Raw genomic sequence first — 15545 nt, 5'->3', positions numbered from 1 at the left:
GCGTGTTCCTTATCGCCGACAGTCCAGGAACCAGCCCGATGCCCGATGGTGTCATCCCGTCCACCTCGCCGTGTCATGCCGACCCGTCGCTTCCGCCGGTGCGCACCGACTGGACGCGGGACGAGATCGCGGCGCTGATCGCCCTGCCCTTCCCCGAACTGATGTTCCGGGCGCAGAGCGTGCATCGCGCCCGCTTCGACCCCACCGAGATCCAGATTTCCACCCTGCTGTCGATCAAGACCGGCGGCTGCCCCGAGGATTGCGCCTACTGCCCGCAGAGCGCGAAGCACGAGGACGGCGGCGTGAAGGCCAGCCGCCTGATGGCGGTGGAGGCCGTGCTGAAGGAAGCCCGGGCGGCGCGGGACGCCGGGGCCGCGCGCTTCTGCATGGGCGCCGCGTGGCGTTCGCCCAAGGATCATGACCTGGAGACCGTTTGCGCCATGGTCGAGGGCGTGAAGAGCCTGGGCATGGAGACCTGCGTCACGCTGGGCATGCTGGACGACCGGCAGGCGCACCGCCTGCGCGAGGCCGGGCTGGATTACTACAACCACAATCTGGACACCTCGCCCGAGCATTACGGGTCCATCATTTCCACCCGCACCTATCAGGAGCGGCTGGATACGCTGGCGCATGTGCGCGATGCCGGGATCAATGTCTGCTGCGGCGGCATCGTGGGCATGGGCGAGAACGACGACGACCGCGCGGGGCTGATCGCCAGCCTGGCCAGCCTGCCGCGGCACCCCGAAAGCGTGCCGATCAACCTGCTGGTCCGCGTGGCGGGAACGCCGCTGGCCGGGGCCGATCCGGTCGATCCGATCGACTTCGTCCGCATCATCGCCGCCGCGCGCATCGCCATGCCGGCCAGCCGGGTACGGCTGGCGGCGGGGCGCGAGGACATGACGGACGAAGCGCAGACCCTGTGCTTCCTGGCCGGCGCGAATTCGATCTTCTATGGCGAGAAGCTGCTGACCACCCCCAACCCCGAAGCCAGCCGCGATGCCAGGCTGCTCGCGCGGCTGGGGATGCATACGAGTCTGGCCCAGGCCTGAACGCCGTCATTTAGCACTTGCGTCGCGCAGCGGCGTGTCGGAAACCACCGCCATGTCGTATGCGATCAAGGAGATGTTCGCGACCCTCCAGGGCGAGGGCGCGCATGCCGGCCGTGCCGCCGTGTTCTGCCGCTTTGCCGGATGCAATCTCTGGTCGGGGCGGGAGGCCGATCGCGCCACGGCCGTCTGCCGTTTCTGCGATACCGACTTCGTGGGCACGGATGGCACGGGCGGCGGCCGCTTCGCCGATGCCTCGTCGCTGGCCGACGCGATCGCCGCGACCTGGGAGGCACCGGGGCGCGAGCATGCCTTCGTCGTCTTCACCGGTGGCGAGCCGCTGCTGCAACTGGATGACGCGCTGATCGGGGCGGTGCATGAACGGGGCTTCGAGATCGCGGTCGAGACCAACGGCACCCTGCCCGTCCCACCCGGCGTGGACTGGATCTGCGTCAGCCCGAAGGCGGGCGCGGACCTGGTGCAGCGCACCGGGCACGAACTGAAGCTGGTCTATCCGCAGCCCGACCTGCTGCCCGAGCGCGTGGCGGGGCTGGATTTCCGGCAATTCTGGCTGCAACCCATGGACGGGCCCGCCCAGGCCGCGAACACGGCGGCGGCCGTCGCCTATTGCCGCGCCCACCCGCGCTGGCGCTTGTCGCTGCAAACCCACAAGCTGATCGGGATACCCTAGAAATGGCCACATCCCTGACCCCCGCCGATCCGTTGCAGGAAGCCGCGATCGTGCTGTTTTCCGGCGGGCAGGATTCCGCGACCTGCCTGGCCTGGGCCCTGTCGCGCTTCGGCCGGGTGGAAACCGTGGGCTTCGATTACGGACAGCGCCATGCGGTGGAACTGGCCTGCCGGGCGCGGCTGCGCGACGGAATGGCGGCGCTGGACCCGGACTGGGCCACCCGGCTGGGCCAGGACCATACGCTGGCGCTGGACGCGCTGGGGGCGGTGTCGGACACCGCGCTGACGCGCGATGCCGCGATCACGATGAACGAGAACGGGCTTCCCAGCACCTTCGTCCCCGGACGCAACCTGATCTTCCTGACCTTCGCGGCGGCGCTGGCCGCGCGGCGGGGCGCGCGCCACATCGTCGGCGGCATGTGCGAGACCGATTATTCCGGCTATCCCGACTGCCGCGACGACACGATCAAGGCGATGCAGGTCGCGCTGAACCTGGGCATGGCCAGCCGCTACGTGCTGCACACGCCGCTGATGTGGATCGACAAGGCCGAGACCTGGCGCATGGCCGAGGGAGTGGGCGGTGCCGACCTGGTCGAGCTGATCAACCGCGAGAGCCATAGCTGCTATCTGGGCGTGCGCGACGTGATGCATCCCTGGGGCCATGGCTGCGGCACCTGCCCCGCCTGCATGCTGCGCCGCGCGGGATGGGAACGCTATGTCGCGGACGGCGCCGATGCTTGACCTGGTCTTCACGCGCCGTTTCTCGATGGGGCACCGGCTGATTCACGGCGCCAGCGAGAGCTGCGCCCTGCCCCACGGCCACAACGAGTTCGTAACCGTGCGGCTGCGCCCCACCGCGCCGCGCCCGCTGGATGGCGCGGGCAACATGGTCGTCTCGTTCCAGCGCGCCAAGGGACGCTGGCACCGCTTCGTCGACGAACGGCTGGACCATGCGCTGCAACTGGCCGAGGACGACCCGCTGCTGGCGTGGTTCCGCGCGAACGAGCCCGAGCGGGCGCGCCGCATCGTGGTGACCCCCGGCGACCCGACGACCGAACTGACGGCCTGCCTGATGATGGCCAAGCTGAACGCGCTGCTGGACGCCGATGGCGGCGTGCTGCGCTGCGCCGGGATCACCCTCCAGGAAACCCCCACCAACACCGTCGAATTCGAAGGCGAGCCGCTGGACGTGCTGCCGACCCCCCGCCCTGCCGCGCAATGCTGGTGGCGGCGTGCCGACGACAGTATCGCGGATATCTGACCCTATGACCGGTTTTGCCCGTTATCGCGCCGAATGGACCGGCAACATGGTCCGCGACGTGCTGGCCGGCATGGTCGGCACCTTCGCGCTGATTCCCGAGGTCATCGCCTTTTCCTTCGTCGCCGGCGTGGACCCCGAGGTGGGGCTGTATGCCTCGTTCGTCATCAGCGTGGTCATCGCCTTCACCGGCGGCCGGCCGGCCATGATTTCCGGGGCCGCCGGGTCGGTCGCGCTGGTCGCGGCGGCGCTGGTGCGGGCGCATGGCGTGCAGTATCTGCTGGCCGCGACGCTGCTGGCCGGCGCGCTGCAGATCCTGGCCGGCGCGCTGCGGCTGCACCTGCTGATGCGCTACGTGTCGCGGCCGGTGCGCACCGGCTTCGTCAACGCGCTGGCCATCCTGATCTTCTCGGCCCAGGTGCCGCACATGCTGCATGTGACGTGGCACACCTACGCCATGATCGGGCTGGGGCTGGCGATCATCTATGGCGTGCCGCGCGTGTTCGGCGCCATCCCCTCGCCGCTGATCTGCATCGTGGTGCTGACGCTGGTCGCGGCGGCGTGGCCCATGCCGGTCCATACCGTGGCCGACCTGGGCCGCCTGCCCGACAGCCTGCCACACCTGGTCTGGCCGCAGGTGCCGCTGTCGCTGGCGACGCTGCAGACCGTCCTGCCCTTCGCCGTCGCCATGGCGATGGTCGGCCTGCTGGAATCGATGATGACGGCCACTGTCGTGGACGACATGACCGAAACCCACAGCAGCAAGCGCACCGAATGCGTCGGGCTGGGAATCGCGAACATCGCGGTCGGCCTGTTCGGCGGCATCGCCGGGTGCGGCATGATCGGGCAGACGGTGGGCAACCTGCGCTATGGCGGGCGCGGGCGGCTGTCGACCTTCGTCGCCGGGGCGTTCCTGCTGCTGCTGATGGTCGTGCTGCGGCCATGGGTGGCGCGCGTGCCCGTGGCCGCCCTGGTGGCGATCATGATCATGGTGTCGGCCAGTACGTTTTCCTGGCAGTCGCTGCGCACGCTGCGGACGCACCCGCGCGGCGCCAGCCTGGTGATGCTGGCGACCGTGGCGGTGGTGGTGGCCACGCACAACCTGGCGGCCGGGGTGCTGGTCGGCGTGCTGCTCAGCGGCCTGTTCTTCGCCGCCAGCGTCTCGCGCATGGTCACGGTCCAGAACACGTTCGACCCCGACAGCGGCACGCGGACCTATCGCGTCACCGGGCAGATCTTCTTCGCCTCGGCCGACCTGTTCGCCGAGCGGTTCGAGACGCTGGATACCGCGCGCCATGTCCGCATCGACCTGCGCCACGCCCATTTCTGGGACATCACGGCCGTCGGCACGCTGGAAGACATCGTGGCGCGCCTGGAACAGCACGGCATGACGGTCGAACTGCTGGGGCTGAACGACGCCAGCGCCACGCTGATCGACCGGCATTCGGACCTGGAAGTCGCCCGCGCGTAAGGGCGGCTATGTCCCCGAAGGCGTGGCGAAGGGATCGGGGCCGGTGATCACGGGCTGCATCCCCTGCCCCTTCACGTCCCGTCCCTTCACACCCTGCGCTTTCATGCTCTGGGCCGCCTGAAGCGACAGCGCGGCGGCGCCCTGGGCGTCGCCGGCCTGCCCCGCCGCGCGGGCCGCCAGCGTCAGGGCGCGCGCCATGCCGCGATAATCGACGATCCCCTGCCGCAAGTCGGCGGCGTGTCGCGCCAGGTCCCGCGCCGTCGCCGGGTCGGTGGCCAGCACCATCCGCGCGCGCAATTCGTCCTCGTCCGCCTGCCATTTCGCCGGTACGGGGCGGGTATGGGCCAGCCGGGCGGCGGCGGCGGCCAGGGTGGCACGGTCGCCGCGCGCGTCCGCGATCAGGCCGCCGAGCAGGGCCGCCTGTTCGGCAATCGCGGGGTCGGCGCTGGCCATGGCGCTGGCGGCCAGCGGCGCGGCCTCGGCGTCGCGCGACAGGCGATGCAGGGCGGCCGCCTGCACCAGGTCCAGTTCGGCATCGTCGCCGGCGCGTCCCCGTACCGCCAGCGCCCCGCGCGTGGCAGCCACCGTGGACAGCGCGTCGGCCGGTCGGTCCTGCGCCAGTTGCACCACGGCCAAATTGTATCCGGCGTCACCGATCGCCGGCGCGTCGTCGCGCGCCACGGCGCGGGTGCCCGCCAGGCGATACTGGCCTTCCGCCACCGACAGCCGGTCCAGCGCCACGGACTGCCGGCCGGATTCCATGGCCTGGGCCAGGGTCTCGTCCTGCGGCGCCACCGCCTTGCCGCCCGCGCAGCCGGCCAGCAGCAGGACCAGGGGGAGGATACGCGCCCTCATGGCTGGATTCTCGCGGCCGGCAGGCGCCGCTGTGGCGCGGGCGTGCCCCCGCCGCCCAGCAGCCACAGGCCGCGAAGCTGGTCGGTCAGCTTCTGCAGGCTGGCCGCCGTGACCTGCGCCTGGGTCAGCAGGACCGGCAGTTCGGCCGAAGTCTCCTGCAGGTCGCGGGTGATCGCCGGCAGGCGCGGCGTCGCCTTGCGCAGATCGTCGGTGGACGCACGGACATTGGCCATGGAACTGTCCGCCTTGGCCATCACCGCCGACAGCCGCTTTTCCACCGGGGTCAACTGGGCGATGGCGGTATTGAGCGAGGCGACCATCTTTTCCGACTGGCGGATCAGGTCGTCGCTGGTCATCAGGCGCCCCACCGTGCCCTTGCCGGAATGCATGTCGGTGATCGTGGCGTCGAGCTGCGACATCATGTGCTGGGAGCTGTCCAGCACCGGCAGGATGCGCGCCCTGATATCGGCGAAGGTCTGGGTGATCATGTCGGCGGGGTTGGGGGCGCTGTGCGCGGTCAGCACCGCGTAATGCCAGTCCATCGGCGTGCCGGTGCCGCGCGAGATGTCGATGTAATCCGCCCCCGCCACGACGAAGCGCCGGCGTATGGTGGCCGTGCTGTCACGGCGGATATAGGGTTCGATATCCGGGTCGATATCGGCCACCGCGAACATCCCGCCCGAGGGATTGATGCGGATGCGCCGGATCGTGCCGGCATGGATGCCCAGCACCTCGATATCGTTACCCACCGACAGGCCGCTGACCCCGCCGTCGGGCAGGACGATCTGCAGCCGGCCGGCGGGTGTCAGCCAGTCGCGCAGGACCCCGGCCTCGACGATCGCGGCGAAGCAGATCACCAGCGACAGCAGGACCAGCACGCCGACCCATTCGTCGGCATAGCGCACGCGCACCAACTGGCGCGCCAGGTCGGTCTTTTGATCCTGGGCCATCTATACCCCCCGCATCGGGAAGAGGCCTTCATCGAGAAGGCGCAGGTGGACATTCACGGCCTGGCGGTAATCCGCCCAGGTCGCGGCATTGCGCACGAACCACATTATGGCCGCCCCACGGTCGCGCGCGCCCGTCATCGCTTCCAGGAACGCGAGATGCGCATCCTGCGGCAGCGTGTCGGACTGGTCTTCCAGCAGCAGCAGGTCGGGCCGGCCGAGAAAGGCCCGCACGCAGGCCGCGCGGGCCAGGTCGGCGGCGGACAGGCGCCCCGGGGTGCTGAGCGGCAGGCCGGGAAAGCCGAAGGCCTGGCCCAGTTCCATCGCGGCGGCGATGACCTCGTCGGCCGGGCGGACGGTGTGGTGCAGTTGCGGCATCAGGATGTTGACGTGGGTGCCGAACAGGTCCAGCCACGACCCCCGCCGGGTGATCCGCCCGATGCGCCCCCGCAGGGCGTTCAACTGCCGGTCGCCCAGTTCGGTCCAGTCCAGCCCCATGAAGCGGACCGAGCCCGAGGCAAGGGACACCATGCCGGAACACAGATCGGCAAACAGCGTCGCGCGTCGCGTATCGCGGCATTCGATGACGGCGCAGTCGCCCGGCATCAGCCGCAGGTCGATCGGAACGGGCGCCATGCCGCTTTCGTCGAACGAGGGCAGCGCCGCGCGCAAATCCAGCAGGGGGCCGGTCGTCGCCATCCCTCAGAACCCCAGGCTGAACAGGATGTTGACGCCCAGCACCGTCATCATGCCCCGCGCGAAGCCGCGCGGCATGATGGTGGCGATCGTGTCGTCCACATCCACCAGCAGGCCGGTGATGCAGGCCCCCAGGCCCACGAAGAATCCGACCAGCACGAATTTCAGCGGAATGACCAAGAAGTCCCACGCCGACATGGCCGTCAGCACGTCGGAAAAGAAGGTCCAGACCGACATGCTCATCACCCCCGCCGTGTGGGTGACGATGAAGCCCATCAGCAGCGCCATGGTCGCGAACAGGATGCCCAGCGTGAAGCCGCCGACGGTGAAGGCGAAGGTGCGCGGCATGACCAGAAGCAGGAACGGGTCCAGTCCCTGCGCCTGCATGGCGCGGACCTGCCCGCCCAGGGTCAGCATGCCGATTTCCGTCAGCGTCAGCATGCCGCTGCGCCCCAGCAGGATGATCCCGACCAGCACCGGCGCGATTTCGCGCACCAGGACCGACACCAGGATCGATCCGGTCATCTGCGCCATCCCGGCGAAACCCAGCCAGTAGGCGGCCTGCGACACCACGGTCAGTCCCGCGAGGGTGGCGGTGAACAGGGTGCTGAGCACGCCCCCGCCCACCACCTGGCGCAGGCACAGGCGGAATTCGTCGCGCACCGTGCGCCGCCAGGAATTGGGCCGCACGCTTTCGCGCAGCACCCCCCACCCCATGCCGACCAGCACCAGCGCGAAACGGACCTGATGACGGGTCAGGCGCCCGATGCGCGCCAGCGGCGGAAGGACCCGGGCCGCCGCCGCCGCAAGCCAGTGCGGCAGCGCGCCCACGGGCGGGCCGGACGCCGGATGATCGGACGCGGGAGGCGGGCCCGCGTTCGCCTCCGGTCCCGCCATTACCGGCGCCCCGCCAGGACATAGGTCCGGGTCATGCCCGCCTGCGGCACGAAGAACCGCCCGCGTTCGCGGAACAGGAACCGCTGCCGCAGGACCTGGTAGACGTCCTGCGTGACCTGGATCGTGCCGATTTCAGGCGCGCCCTGGGCCATCATCTCCGCCATGCCGATGGCGTCGCCCCACAGGTTGAAGACGGCCGGGTCGCGGCCCAGCATGCCGCCGAACACCGGCCCCACGTCGATCCCCATGCGGAAGACCGGGTCCAGGTCGGCCTTGGCCAGGATCGACAGCGATGCCTCGCGCATCGCCAGGGCGGCGTTCGCCATCCGCTCGACCGCTCCCGGATCGGGCGTGTGCGAACAACCGGCCACGCAGACCAGGCGGTGGCCCAGCATCTTGATGGAATAGAGCCCGCACTGATGGGCCACCGCCTGAAGCTGCGTCGCCAGCGTTTCCACCAGTGCGATCACCTGCGCGGGATCGGCGTGCGGCGACGTGACCAGGTCGGAAAAGGTGATGACCATGACCGCCACCGCCGGAAACAGCCCGTCCGAGACCGGCTGCGCGACACCGCCGGAGGGGCCGCCGGCGGAAGCGGCCACGCTGCCGGGCGGGACCAGGAACCCGTCCCCGAAGGCGTGCCGGGCTTCCTCGTCCGGGGGTTCGCCGGTCAGTTCGGGCGCGGCGGCGGCCACCGCGCTGTAATGCTGGGCGGAAAAGCGCGCCGCCACCATGCCGGCGATCATGGTGGTGAAATGCGACACCAGGGCGGCGCGGGGCGCGTCCTCCAGCGTGATGACGCCGACCGGCCCGGTCGCGCCCAGCACCGGCGCCAGGAACAGGCCGCGGCTGCCGAACGACCGCATGAACAGCCGGAAGAAATTGGCCGTGCGCGAGTCCTGGGCGGCGTCTGCCACACTGAACGCATCGCCATGCGCCACCGCGTCGAAGAAGGCGCTGAGTTCGGTGCGCGACAGTTCGAACCCGCCGGTATGGGCATCGTGGTGCGAATCATAGGAATCGACGCACAGCAGGGTCGCGCCGTCATGCATGATGCGCCAGACCGAGGCCCGCCGGGCCGAGGACTGGTCGGCCAGGCCGCGCGTCAGCACCAGCGCGTCGTCGGTCGGGTCGAACAGGCCGGGATAGCTGGCGACCGCCTGCAGGGCCTGGCTTTCATGCCCCGAGACCGCGCGCTGGCGTTCCAGGTCCTGCGACAGGCGCTCGCTCCGCCGGCCCTGGCGGAACAGCAGCGCCCCCAGCAGGGCCGCGAGCGCCACGATCAGCAGCGAGAACATCAGGTTCTGCCGCCCGTCCACCAGCGCGAAATTCGCGAAATCGCTTTCCGGCGCCACCAGCAGCAGCACCCATTTCTGCGCCGTGGCCGGCAGGGGGGCCGCGATGCTGATGAAATCGCGCTTGCGGTTGCGGATGGTGTGCGGACCATACCCCTGCACGCGATAGACATCGAAGGCCTGCGCCAGGACGGGATAGGTGGTGGGATCGATGGTCATCTTCGCCGGGTCCCCGCCGGCCTGCTTCGCCACGTCCGCCATGTGGCGGCCGGCCAGCAGGTGCCCGTCCTGGTCCACGATCAGGGCATGGCCGCTTTTGCCAATCTGCAGCGAATCCAGGAAGCTGGTCAGCTCGTTCATCGACAGGTTGACGGCGAACACCGCATTGCGGCCATCCGCCCCCTGGTAGGAGATCGAGGCGGTGATGATCATCTGCCCGGTCTGCGCGATCAGGTATGGCGCGGACCAGTACAACTTCCCCGACTGCGCCGCGCCGGTGTACCAGGGCCGGGTGCGGGGGTCGTATCCCGCCGCCGGATTGCTTTCGGTCCGCAACGGCTGGCTTTTCGCGTCGAAGAACTGATGGGCGAATTGCGACCCGGCCCCCTCGCCGGTCAGGTACGTCGTCTCCAGCCCATGGCCCGCGGGGTCGCGTTCGATCAGATTGAAGTGGCCGTCCGCGTCGGCGAGGTAGAAGGAATGGATCTGCGGCACGTGGCGCAGCATGCTGCCGCCATAGGAATTGAAGATCTTCTGGATCGCCGCCTGGGCCCCATGTTCCAGCATGTCGCGGGCGATCACCGTCCCCGCCGAGGCCGGGGAGAGATATTCCCCGACTTCCTGCGCGATATAATTCTGCTGGCTGACCAGCAGGTCGTGGGTCAGCGCCAGCGCGCCGCTGCGGATCGAGCGATAGGAATGAAGGCCGATTCCCCCGATGACCGCGACGACCAGCATCACCCCCAGGACGGGGACCCCGACATGCAGCAGGAAACGCCGGACCTGGTCCGAGTGGGCGTCCGCGGGGTCCACGATCTCGTCAGCGGGCAATGATCTCTTCCTGGTTCGATACGGCCTTCTGAAACAACCCCGAAAAGAATAAGGCATCGGAAACGCCCGCGCCAAGCCGCCATATCCCCGGCCGCCGCCGCGCCGGCATCAGGCCGACCAGATCGGCTCCTTGATCTTGTCCAGAAAACGGCCGTGCGCCGCCAGTTCCTGCTCGGTCGGGACGATAAGGCGCGGGGTGCGCGCGCCGGCGAGGTCATAGGCATAGGAGACCTGCGCCCCCCCGCCATCCTGCACCGTCAGGCCCAGTCCGCGCTGCCGGCCGCCCATCAGTTCCAGATAGACTTCCGCCAGCAGCCGGCAGTCCAGCAGTGCGTTGTGGGTGGTGCGGGCCGACAGGTCGATGGAAAAGCGGCGGCACAGCGCATCCAGGCTGTTGGGCAGGCCGGGATAGCGGTCGCGCGCGATGTCCAGCGTATCGACCATCCGGTCCAGCGACAAAGCCGGCCGCTCGGCGCGCTTCAGTTCCGCATTCAGGAAGCCGAAATCGAATCGCGCATTATGGGCAATCAGGTCGTCCTGCCCGATGAAGGCCAGGAAATCGTCGGCGATTTCGTGAAAGCGGGGCTTGCCCTCCAGGTCCGCCAGCGTGAAGCCGTGAACCCGCGATGCCTCTTCGGGAATGTCGCGGTCAGGGTGGATCAGCACATGGAAGTGCCGCCCGGTCGGCAGGTCGCCCACCAGTTCCAGGGCCGCGATTTCGATCACCCGGTCGCCCCGCGCGGGGTCCAGCCCGGTCGTTTCCGTATCGAACAGGATCGCTCGCTTCATGCCCCTCCCCCTTTTCGGCCGGCCGTTGCGCGCAGGCGTGCGACCAGTCGCCGCACGCGGCGGATCGTATCGGCCCGCGACAATCCGGTCTGTATCACATCATCGGCCCGCCGCCGCTTTTCGCGATCGGGCATCTGGCGTGCGATCACCGCCGCCACCTGGTCGGGCGCCATGCCGCGGCGCCGGGCCACGCGATGTTTCTGGACATCCGGCGGCGCCGACACCACCACCACCCGGTCGCAGGCGCGCTCGCCCCCGGTTTCGAACAGCAGCGGCACGTCCAGCACCGCCCAGGAATGCCCCGCGCGCCGCGCGCGCGCCAGGAAGCGGTCGCGGTCCTGGCGCACCATGGGATGGAGAATCCGCTCCAATCCTTTCAGGATCGCGGGGTTCGCGATGGCCGCGCGACGCAGCACCGCGCGATCCAGCACGCCATCATGCACCGATCCGGGCACCAGCCGCGCGATCGCCGGCAGCGCCCGCCCGCCCGGCGCCTGAAGGGCATGGACGGCGGCATCCGCATCGAAGATGGGGAAGCCGGCGGAGCGCAGCATCCGGGCGACCGTCGATTTTCCCATGCCGATTCCGCCCGTCAGGCCCAGAACCCGCATGTCACCCTGCCAGGTCGGCGTCGAGCAGCGCCTGGATATCGGCATCCACTGCCGGATCGACGCCGAACCATTCGCGAAAGCCCAGTCGCGCCTGGTGCAGCAGCATGCCCGTTCCGTCCACCACCGGCAGCCCCCGCGCGGCGGCGGCCCGCAGCAGCGGGGTCATGCGCGGAACATAGACGATGTCGGCCACCACCATGCCGGCCGGCGCACGCGCCAGGTCGGGCGCGAACACGTCGTCCGGTCCGCCATGCATGCCCAGCGACGTCGTGTTGACCAGCAGGGCATGGTCCGGCAGGCCGTCCGTCCAGCGGTCCCAGTCGGTCACGGCAATCCGTGTTTCGGGGGATGCCAGCGCGTGGGCCAGATCTTCCGCCCGGGCGCGGGTCCGGTTGGCGATCGAAACCGCAATCCCCCTGTCCGTCAGGCTGGCCACGATCGCCCGCGCGGCACCGCCGGCGCCCAGCACCAGGGCGGGACCGCGCGTGACATCGACGCCGTGGGCTTCCAGATTGGCGACGAAGCCGTCGCCATCGGTCGAATGGGCTTCGATCCGGCCGTCCCCGGCGAAGACCAGGGTGTTGACCGACCCGGAACGCACCGCCGAGCGATGCAGGTGATCGGCGATGGCGAACGCCGCTTCCTTGTGCGGGATGGTCACGTTGGCGCCGCGAAAGCCCGCCGCCTGCAAGCCGCGCACCGCGACATCGAACAGGCCCGGCCGCACCGGCAGCGGGACATAGGCCCCGTCGATCCCGTACCGGGCCAGCCAGAAATTATGCAGCAGCGGCGAGCGCGAATGCGATACCGGCCAGCCGATCACTCCGGCCAGCATCGTCCCGCCGCCGATCGCCCGTCGCATGGGGGCGGTGCCGGTCATGCCGAGTACCGTGCCCAGGCGCGCGGCAGCAGCCGCGCCAGGCGCCCGGCCCATTCGCGCTGTCCTTCCGCATCGGCCACCAAATCCTGGCGGATTTCCAGTTCCACATGCGGCAGGCCACGGGCCTCGGCATGGACGGGGATCGTGTAGTCGCTGCCGTCGGTCAGGGCATAGGGTTCGTTGTCGCCCACGACCAGGCCGCCTTCTTCCTCCAGCAGATCCTTCAGGATCAGGCCGAAGCGCGGGTCGTGGTTGTGCAGGATGCCGACATGCCAGGGGCGCGCGACGCCGCCCATTTCCGGGGTGAAGCTGTGCAGCGCCACCACCACCGTGGGCCGGTCCCGCCGGGCGGCCAGTTCGCCGGCGATGCGATCATGATAGGGGTGAAAGATCGCGGACAGGCGCCCCGCGACCGCCTCCGCATCCAGATCCGCATTGGCGGGAACCACGACCCCGTCGCTGGCGCCCACGATCGAGGTCGGATGGCCCGGCGCGCGGTTGCAGTCGATCACCAGCCGGGAATAGGCCTGTTCGATCAGGATCGTGTCCAGCCGTTCGGCCAGGAGGCGGCCCAGTCCGGCCATGCCGATATCCCACGCGATATGACGGTCCCAGTCCGGCGCCGCCACGCCCAGGTCGCCCAGTCGCGCGGGCACGGCCCGCCCCCCGTGGTCGCTGACCAGAAGAAAGGGCGATTCCCCGCTGCGGCCACACACGGCGACCGGCGCCGGATCACCCGCCCCCAGCAGCGTTCCCTGCCCGGTTTCATCGCGTCGCGCTGCTTCGTCCCTCACCTGTCTTCGCCCCCTGCCGGCTCCGTCCGTCGGGCAGCTTTACCCCGTGCGGGAATGCGGCGAAAGCCGCATGGCATCACCCGCCGGCCGCCAGATGGCGCAGCCGGGCGGGCAGGTCCGGCGCGTCCCACAGCACGGGGCCGCTGATGCGCAGGATTTCGCGCCCGCCACGGTCGATCACCAGGCTGACGGGCACCCCGTCCTCGTGCAGCGCGGTCGGGACGCGCATGTCCGGGTCGCACAGGACCGGCAGGCCCGCGATGCCATGGGCATGGTAGAATCGGCGCACGGTCGCGGCCCCGCCATGGTCCACCGACACGGGCAGGACGGCGATGTCGCCCGCAGGCGCCACCTGCCGGGCCAGCACCGACAGGGCGGGCATTTCGGCGACGCAGGGCTGGCACCAGGTGGCCCACAGATTCAGTACCACGATCCGCCCGCGCCAGTCGGCCAGGCGGTGCGTCGCCCCGCCTTCATCCGTGAAGGCAAGGTCCGGCAGCGCGCGCGGCGGATGCCCCGCCCGGGTCGGCAGCGCGACCGGGGCCGGTCCCTCCTCGGCCGTGGCACGAGGCGCGAGGATGGAATTGCACCCGAGCCATGCGGCCAGTAGGGTGCCGCCATTCGCAAGCAGGGCGCGGCGATCGACGGGTTCCGTCAGAACGCGTTTCGTCAGGATCTGGGGCATGGAATGTCTGTGAACGAAGAAAATGGTGCGGGCAACGACGCGTCACGGGCGAACGCCCAGTGGGGCGGCCGGTTCGCGGGTGGCCCTTCGGCCATCATGCAGGACATCAATGCCTCGATCGGCTTCGATCATGTGCTGTGGAGGCAGGATATCGCCGGGTCGCTGGCTCACGCCGCCATGCTGGCCAGGACCGGCATCATCAGCGCGGACGATGAAGCCGCGATCCGCCGGGGCCTGACCGAAATCGGGGCGGAGATCGAAGCCGGACGCTTCGATTTCAGCACCGCCCTGGAAGACATCCACATGAATATCGAGGCCCGCCTGTCCGACCGGATCGGCGAGGCGGGCAAGCGCCTGCACACCGCACGGTCGCGCAACGACCAGGTGGCCACCGATTTCCGCCTGTGGGTACGCGACGCCATCGACGGGCTGGACGCGCAGGCGGCGTCGCTGATGCGCGCGCTGTGCCGCCGTGCACAGCAGCACGCGGCCGACCCCATGCCCGGCTTCACGCATCTTCAGACGGCCCAGCCCGTGACCTTCGGCCATCACCTGATGGCGTATGTGGAAATGCTGGGGCGCGACCGGGGGCGGCTGGCCGATGCGCGCCGCCGCCTGAACGAATGCCCGCTGGGATCGGCCGCGCTGGCCGGCACGTCCTTCCCCATCGACCGGCGGATGACGGCGGCGGCGCTGGGCTTCGACCGGCCCACCGCCAATTCGCTGGACGCCGTGTCGGATCGCGATTTCGCCCTGGAATACCTGTCGGCGCTGTCGATCATGGCCATGCACCTGTCGCGCCTGTCGGAGGAAATCGTGATCTGGTGTTCGGCCCCGTTCGCGTTCGTCCGCCTGTCGGACGCGTTCACCACCGGGTCGTCGATCATGCCGCAGAAGCGCAACCCGGACGCCGCCGAACTGGTGCGGGCCAAGATCGGCCGCGTCACCGGGGCGCTGGTCGGGCTGCTGACCGTCATGAAGGGCCTGCCGCTGGCCTATGCCAAGGACATGCAGGAGGACAAGGAGCCGGTCTTCGCCGCGACCGATGCCGCCGCCCTGTCGCTGGCGGCGTGCGACGGCATGATCCGCGACCTGACCGCCAATACCGACCGGATGCGGGCCTATGCCGGATCGGGCTTTTCCACCGCGACCGACCTGGCGGACTGGCTGGTGCGGGTGCTGAAGCTGCCGTTCCGCACCGCGCACCACGTCACCGGCCGGCTGGTGGGCCTGGCGGAAAGCCGGGGGGTCGATCTGTCCGACCTGTCGCTGGCGGACATGCAGGCCGAGGAAGCCGGCATCACCCAGGACATCTTCTCGGTCCTCACCGTCGAATCCTCGATCGCCTCGCGCACCAGCGAGGGGGGGACCGCGCCGGACAATGTCCGCGCCCAGGCCGCCCGCTGGCTGGCCGTGCTGGAGACCGGGGCATGAAGCGCGCGACCGGCCTGCTGGGTGCCGTGCTGCTGCTGGGCGTCCTGGCCGGCAGCCTTGCGGCCTGCGGCAAGAAGGGTGCCCCCGAGGCCCCCGGGCCGGCCTCCAAGATGACCTATCCCCGCACCTACCCGGCCCCCGACTAAG

The 15545-nt window shown here is 69.8% G+C and carries 17 protein-coding genes; 7 read left to right on the top strand and 10 right to left on the bottom strand.

Features of this window, described 5'->3' with window-relative positions:
• Window positions 1–38: 38 nt before the first annotated feature.
• Genes bioB through GDIA_RS17060 form a run of 5 tightly spaced genes read left to right on the top strand, consistent with a single transcriptional unit; the run spans window position 39 to window position 4465 of the window.
• On the top strand, window positions 39–1049 hold the full coding sequence (gene bioB / locus GDIA_RS17080) for a biotin synthase BioB (protein WP_012554931.1): 1011 nt from the start codon (window positions 39–41) through the stop codon (window positions 1047–1049).
• A 52-nt stretch (window positions 1050–1101) separates the two neighbouring features.
• The gene (queE, locus tag GDIA_RS17075) at window positions 1102–1737 is read left to right on the top strand and encodes a 7-carboxy-7-deazaguanine synthase (protein ID WP_012227176.1); all 636 of its coding nucleotides are present in this window, start codon (window positions 1102–1104) and stop codon (window positions 1735–1737) included.
• Between the two features lie 2 nt (window positions 1738–1739).
• Window positions 1740–2477, top strand: coding sequence for a 7-cyano-7-deazaguanine synthase QueC (gene queC, locus GDIA_RS17070; protein ID WP_012554930.1), 738 nt, complete (start codon window positions 1740–1742; stop codon window positions 2475–2477).
• A complete protein-coding gene (locus GDIA_RS17065; protein ID WP_012554929.1) occupies window positions 2470–2997 on the top strand; it encodes a 6-pyruvoyl trahydropterin synthase family protein in 528 nt (175 codons plus the stop codon). Before queC ends, GDIA_RS17065 begins: the two co-directional genes overlap by 8 nt.
• A gap of 4 nt (window positions 2998–3001) precedes the next feature.
• A complete protein-coding gene (locus tag GDIA_RS17060) occupies window positions 3002–4465 on the top strand; it encodes a SulP family inorganic anion transporter (protein ID WP_012554928.1) in 1464 nt (487 codons plus the stop codon).
• 6 nt (window positions 4466–4471) lie between these two features.
• On the opposite strand, the gene GDIA_RS17055 is transcribed toward GDIA_RS17060, so the two are convergent.
• From GDIA_RS17055 to GDIA_RS17010, 10 genes are all read right to left on the bottom strand, one after another.
• Complete coding sequence (locus tag GDIA_RS17055) at window positions 4472–5320, bottom strand: hypothetical protein (protein WP_012554927.1); 849 nt, start codon at window positions 5318–5320, stop codon at window positions 4472–4474.
• Window positions 5317–6270 carry an MlaD family protein gene (locus GDIA_RS17050; RefSeq protein ID WP_012554926.1) on the bottom strand — a complete coding sequence of 318 codons (954 nt, stop codon included), beginning with the start codon at window positions 6268–6270 and terminating at the stop codon, window positions 5317–5319. The genes GDIA_RS17055 and GDIA_RS17050 overlap by 4 nt, the downstream gene beginning before the upstream one ends.
• Window positions 6271–6966, bottom strand: a complete 696-nt coding sequence (locus GDIA_RS17045) for an ABC transporter ATP-binding protein (protein WP_012227188.1) — start codon at window positions 6964–6966, stop codon at window positions 6271–6273.
• Between the two features lie 3 nt (window positions 6967–6969).
• Entirely contained in the window at window positions 6970–7860 is an 891-nt protein-coding gene (locus GDIA_RS17040) for an MlaE family ABC transporter permease (protein ID WP_012554925.1), read from the bottom strand.
• Window positions 7860–10205 carry an adenylate/guanylate cyclase domain-containing protein gene (locus GDIA_RS17035; protein ID WP_012554924.1) on the bottom strand — a complete coding sequence of 782 codons (2346 nt, stop codon included), beginning with the start codon at window positions 10203–10205 and terminating at the stop codon, window positions 7860–7862. The genes GDIA_RS17040 and GDIA_RS17035 overlap by 1 nt, the downstream gene beginning before the upstream one ends.
• A 108-nt stretch (window positions 10206–10313) precedes the next feature.
• Window positions 10314–10994, bottom strand: coding sequence for a DNA polymerase III subunit epsilon (dnaQ, locus tag GDIA_RS17030; protein WP_012227200.1), 681 nt, complete (start codon window positions 10992–10994; stop codon window positions 10314–10316).
• Window positions 10991–11605, bottom strand: a complete 615-nt coding sequence (gene coaE, locus GDIA_RS17025) for a dephospho-CoA kinase (protein ID WP_012227202.1) — start codon at window positions 11603–11605, stop codon at window positions 10991–10993. The genes dnaQ and coaE overlap by 4 nt, the downstream gene beginning before the upstream one ends.
• Window position 11606: 1 nt before the next feature.
• Window positions 11607–12485, bottom strand: coding sequence for a shikimate dehydrogenase (locus tag GDIA_RS17020; RefSeq protein ID WP_012554923.1), 879 nt, complete (start codon window positions 12483–12485; stop codon window positions 11607–11609).
• The gene (locus GDIA_RS17015; RefSeq protein WP_012554922.1) at window positions 12482–13279 is read right to left on the bottom strand and encodes an N-formylglutamate amidohydrolase; all 798 of its coding nucleotides are present in this window, start codon (window positions 13277–13279) and stop codon (window positions 12482–12484) included. Before GDIA_RS17015 ends, GDIA_RS17020 begins: the two co-directional genes overlap by 4 nt.
• Window positions 13280–13355: 76 nt before the next feature.
• A complete protein-coding gene (locus tag GDIA_RS17010; RefSeq protein ID WP_012554921.1) occupies window positions 13356–13964 on the bottom strand; it encodes a TlpA family protein disulfide reductase in 609 nt (202 codons plus the stop codon).
• A 3-nt stretch (window positions 13965–13967) separates the two neighbouring features.
• Between GDIA_RS17010 and argH the strand changes: the two genes are divergently transcribed.
• Window positions 13968–15398, top strand: coding sequence for an argininosuccinate lyase (argH, locus tag GDIA_RS17005; RefSeq protein WP_012554920.1), 1431 nt, complete (start codon window positions 13968–13970; stop codon window positions 15396–15398).
• A complete protein-coding gene (locus tag GDIA_RS19490; RefSeq protein ID WP_012554919.1) occupies window positions 15395–15544 on the top strand; it encodes a hypothetical protein in 150 nt (49 codons plus the stop codon). Before argH ends, GDIA_RS19490 begins: the two co-directional genes overlap by 4 nt.
• Window position 15545: the final 1 nt, after the last annotated feature.

The sequence above is a fragment of the Gluconacetobacter diazotrophicus PA1 5 genome (assembly GCF_000021325.1).
Classification (GTDB): Bacteria; Pseudomonadota; Alphaproteobacteria; order Acetobacterales; family Acetobacteraceae; genus Gluconacetobacter; species Gluconacetobacter diazotrophicus.
This window is presented reverse-complemented; position numbering and strand designations above follow the sequence as displayed.

Coding starts and splice junctions, on each gene's coding strand:
- dnaQ (WP_012227200.1), bottom strand. CDS start 10,994: ATGAAGCGAGCGATCCTGTTCGATACGGAAACGACCGGGCTGGACCCC.
- coaE (WP_012227202.1), bottom strand. CDS start 11,605: ATGCGGGTTCTGGGCCTGACGGGCGGAATCGGCATGGGAAAATCGACG.
- bioB (WP_012554931.1), top strand. CDS start 39: ATGCCCGATGGTGTCATCCCGTCCACCTCGCCGTGTCATGCCGACCCG.
- GDIA_RS17010 (WP_012554921.1), bottom strand. CDS start 13,964: ATGCCCCAGATCCTGACGAAACGCGTTCTGACGGAACCCGTCGATCGC.
- GDIA_RS17050 (WP_012554926.1), bottom strand. CDS start 6,270: ATGGCCCAGGATCAAAAGACCGACCTGGCGCGCCAGTTGGTGCGCGTG.
- GDIA_RS17040 (WP_012554925.1), bottom strand. CDS start 7,860: ATGGCGGGACCGGAGGCGAACGCGGGCCCGCCTCCCGCGTCCGATCAT.
- GDIA_RS17020 (WP_012554923.1), bottom strand. CDS start 12,485: ATGACCGGCACCGCCCCCATGCGACGGGCGATCGGCGGCGGGACGATG.
- GDIA_RS17065 (WP_012554929.1), top strand. CDS start 2,470: ATGCTTGACCTGGTCTTCACGCGCCGTTTCTCGATGGGGCACCGGCTG.
- argH (WP_012554920.1), top strand. CDS start 13,968: ATGTCTGTGAACGAAGAAAATGGTGCGGGCAACGACGCGTCACGGGCG.
- GDIA_RS17060 (WP_012554928.1), top strand. CDS start 3,002: ATGACCGGTTTTGCCCGTTATCGCGCCGAATGGACCGGCAACATGGTC.
- queC (WP_012554930.1), top strand. CDS start 1,740: ATGGCCACATCCCTGACCCCCGCCGATCCGTTGCAGGAAGCCGCGATC.
- GDIA_RS17055 (WP_012554927.1), bottom strand. CDS start 5,320: ATGAGGGCGCGTATCCTCCCCCTGGTCCTGCTGCTGGCCGGCTGCGCG.
- GDIA_RS17045 (WP_012227188.1), bottom strand. CDS start 6,966: ATGGCGACGACCGGCCCCCTGCTGGATTTGCGCGCGGCGCTGCCCTCG.
- queE (WP_012227176.1), top strand. CDS start 1,102: ATGTCGTATGCGATCAAGGAGATGTTCGCGACCCTCCAGGGCGAGGGC.
- GDIA_RS19490 (WP_012554919.1), top strand. CDS start 15,395: ATGAAGCGCGCGACCGGCCTGCTGGGTGCCGTGCTGCTGCTGGGCGTC.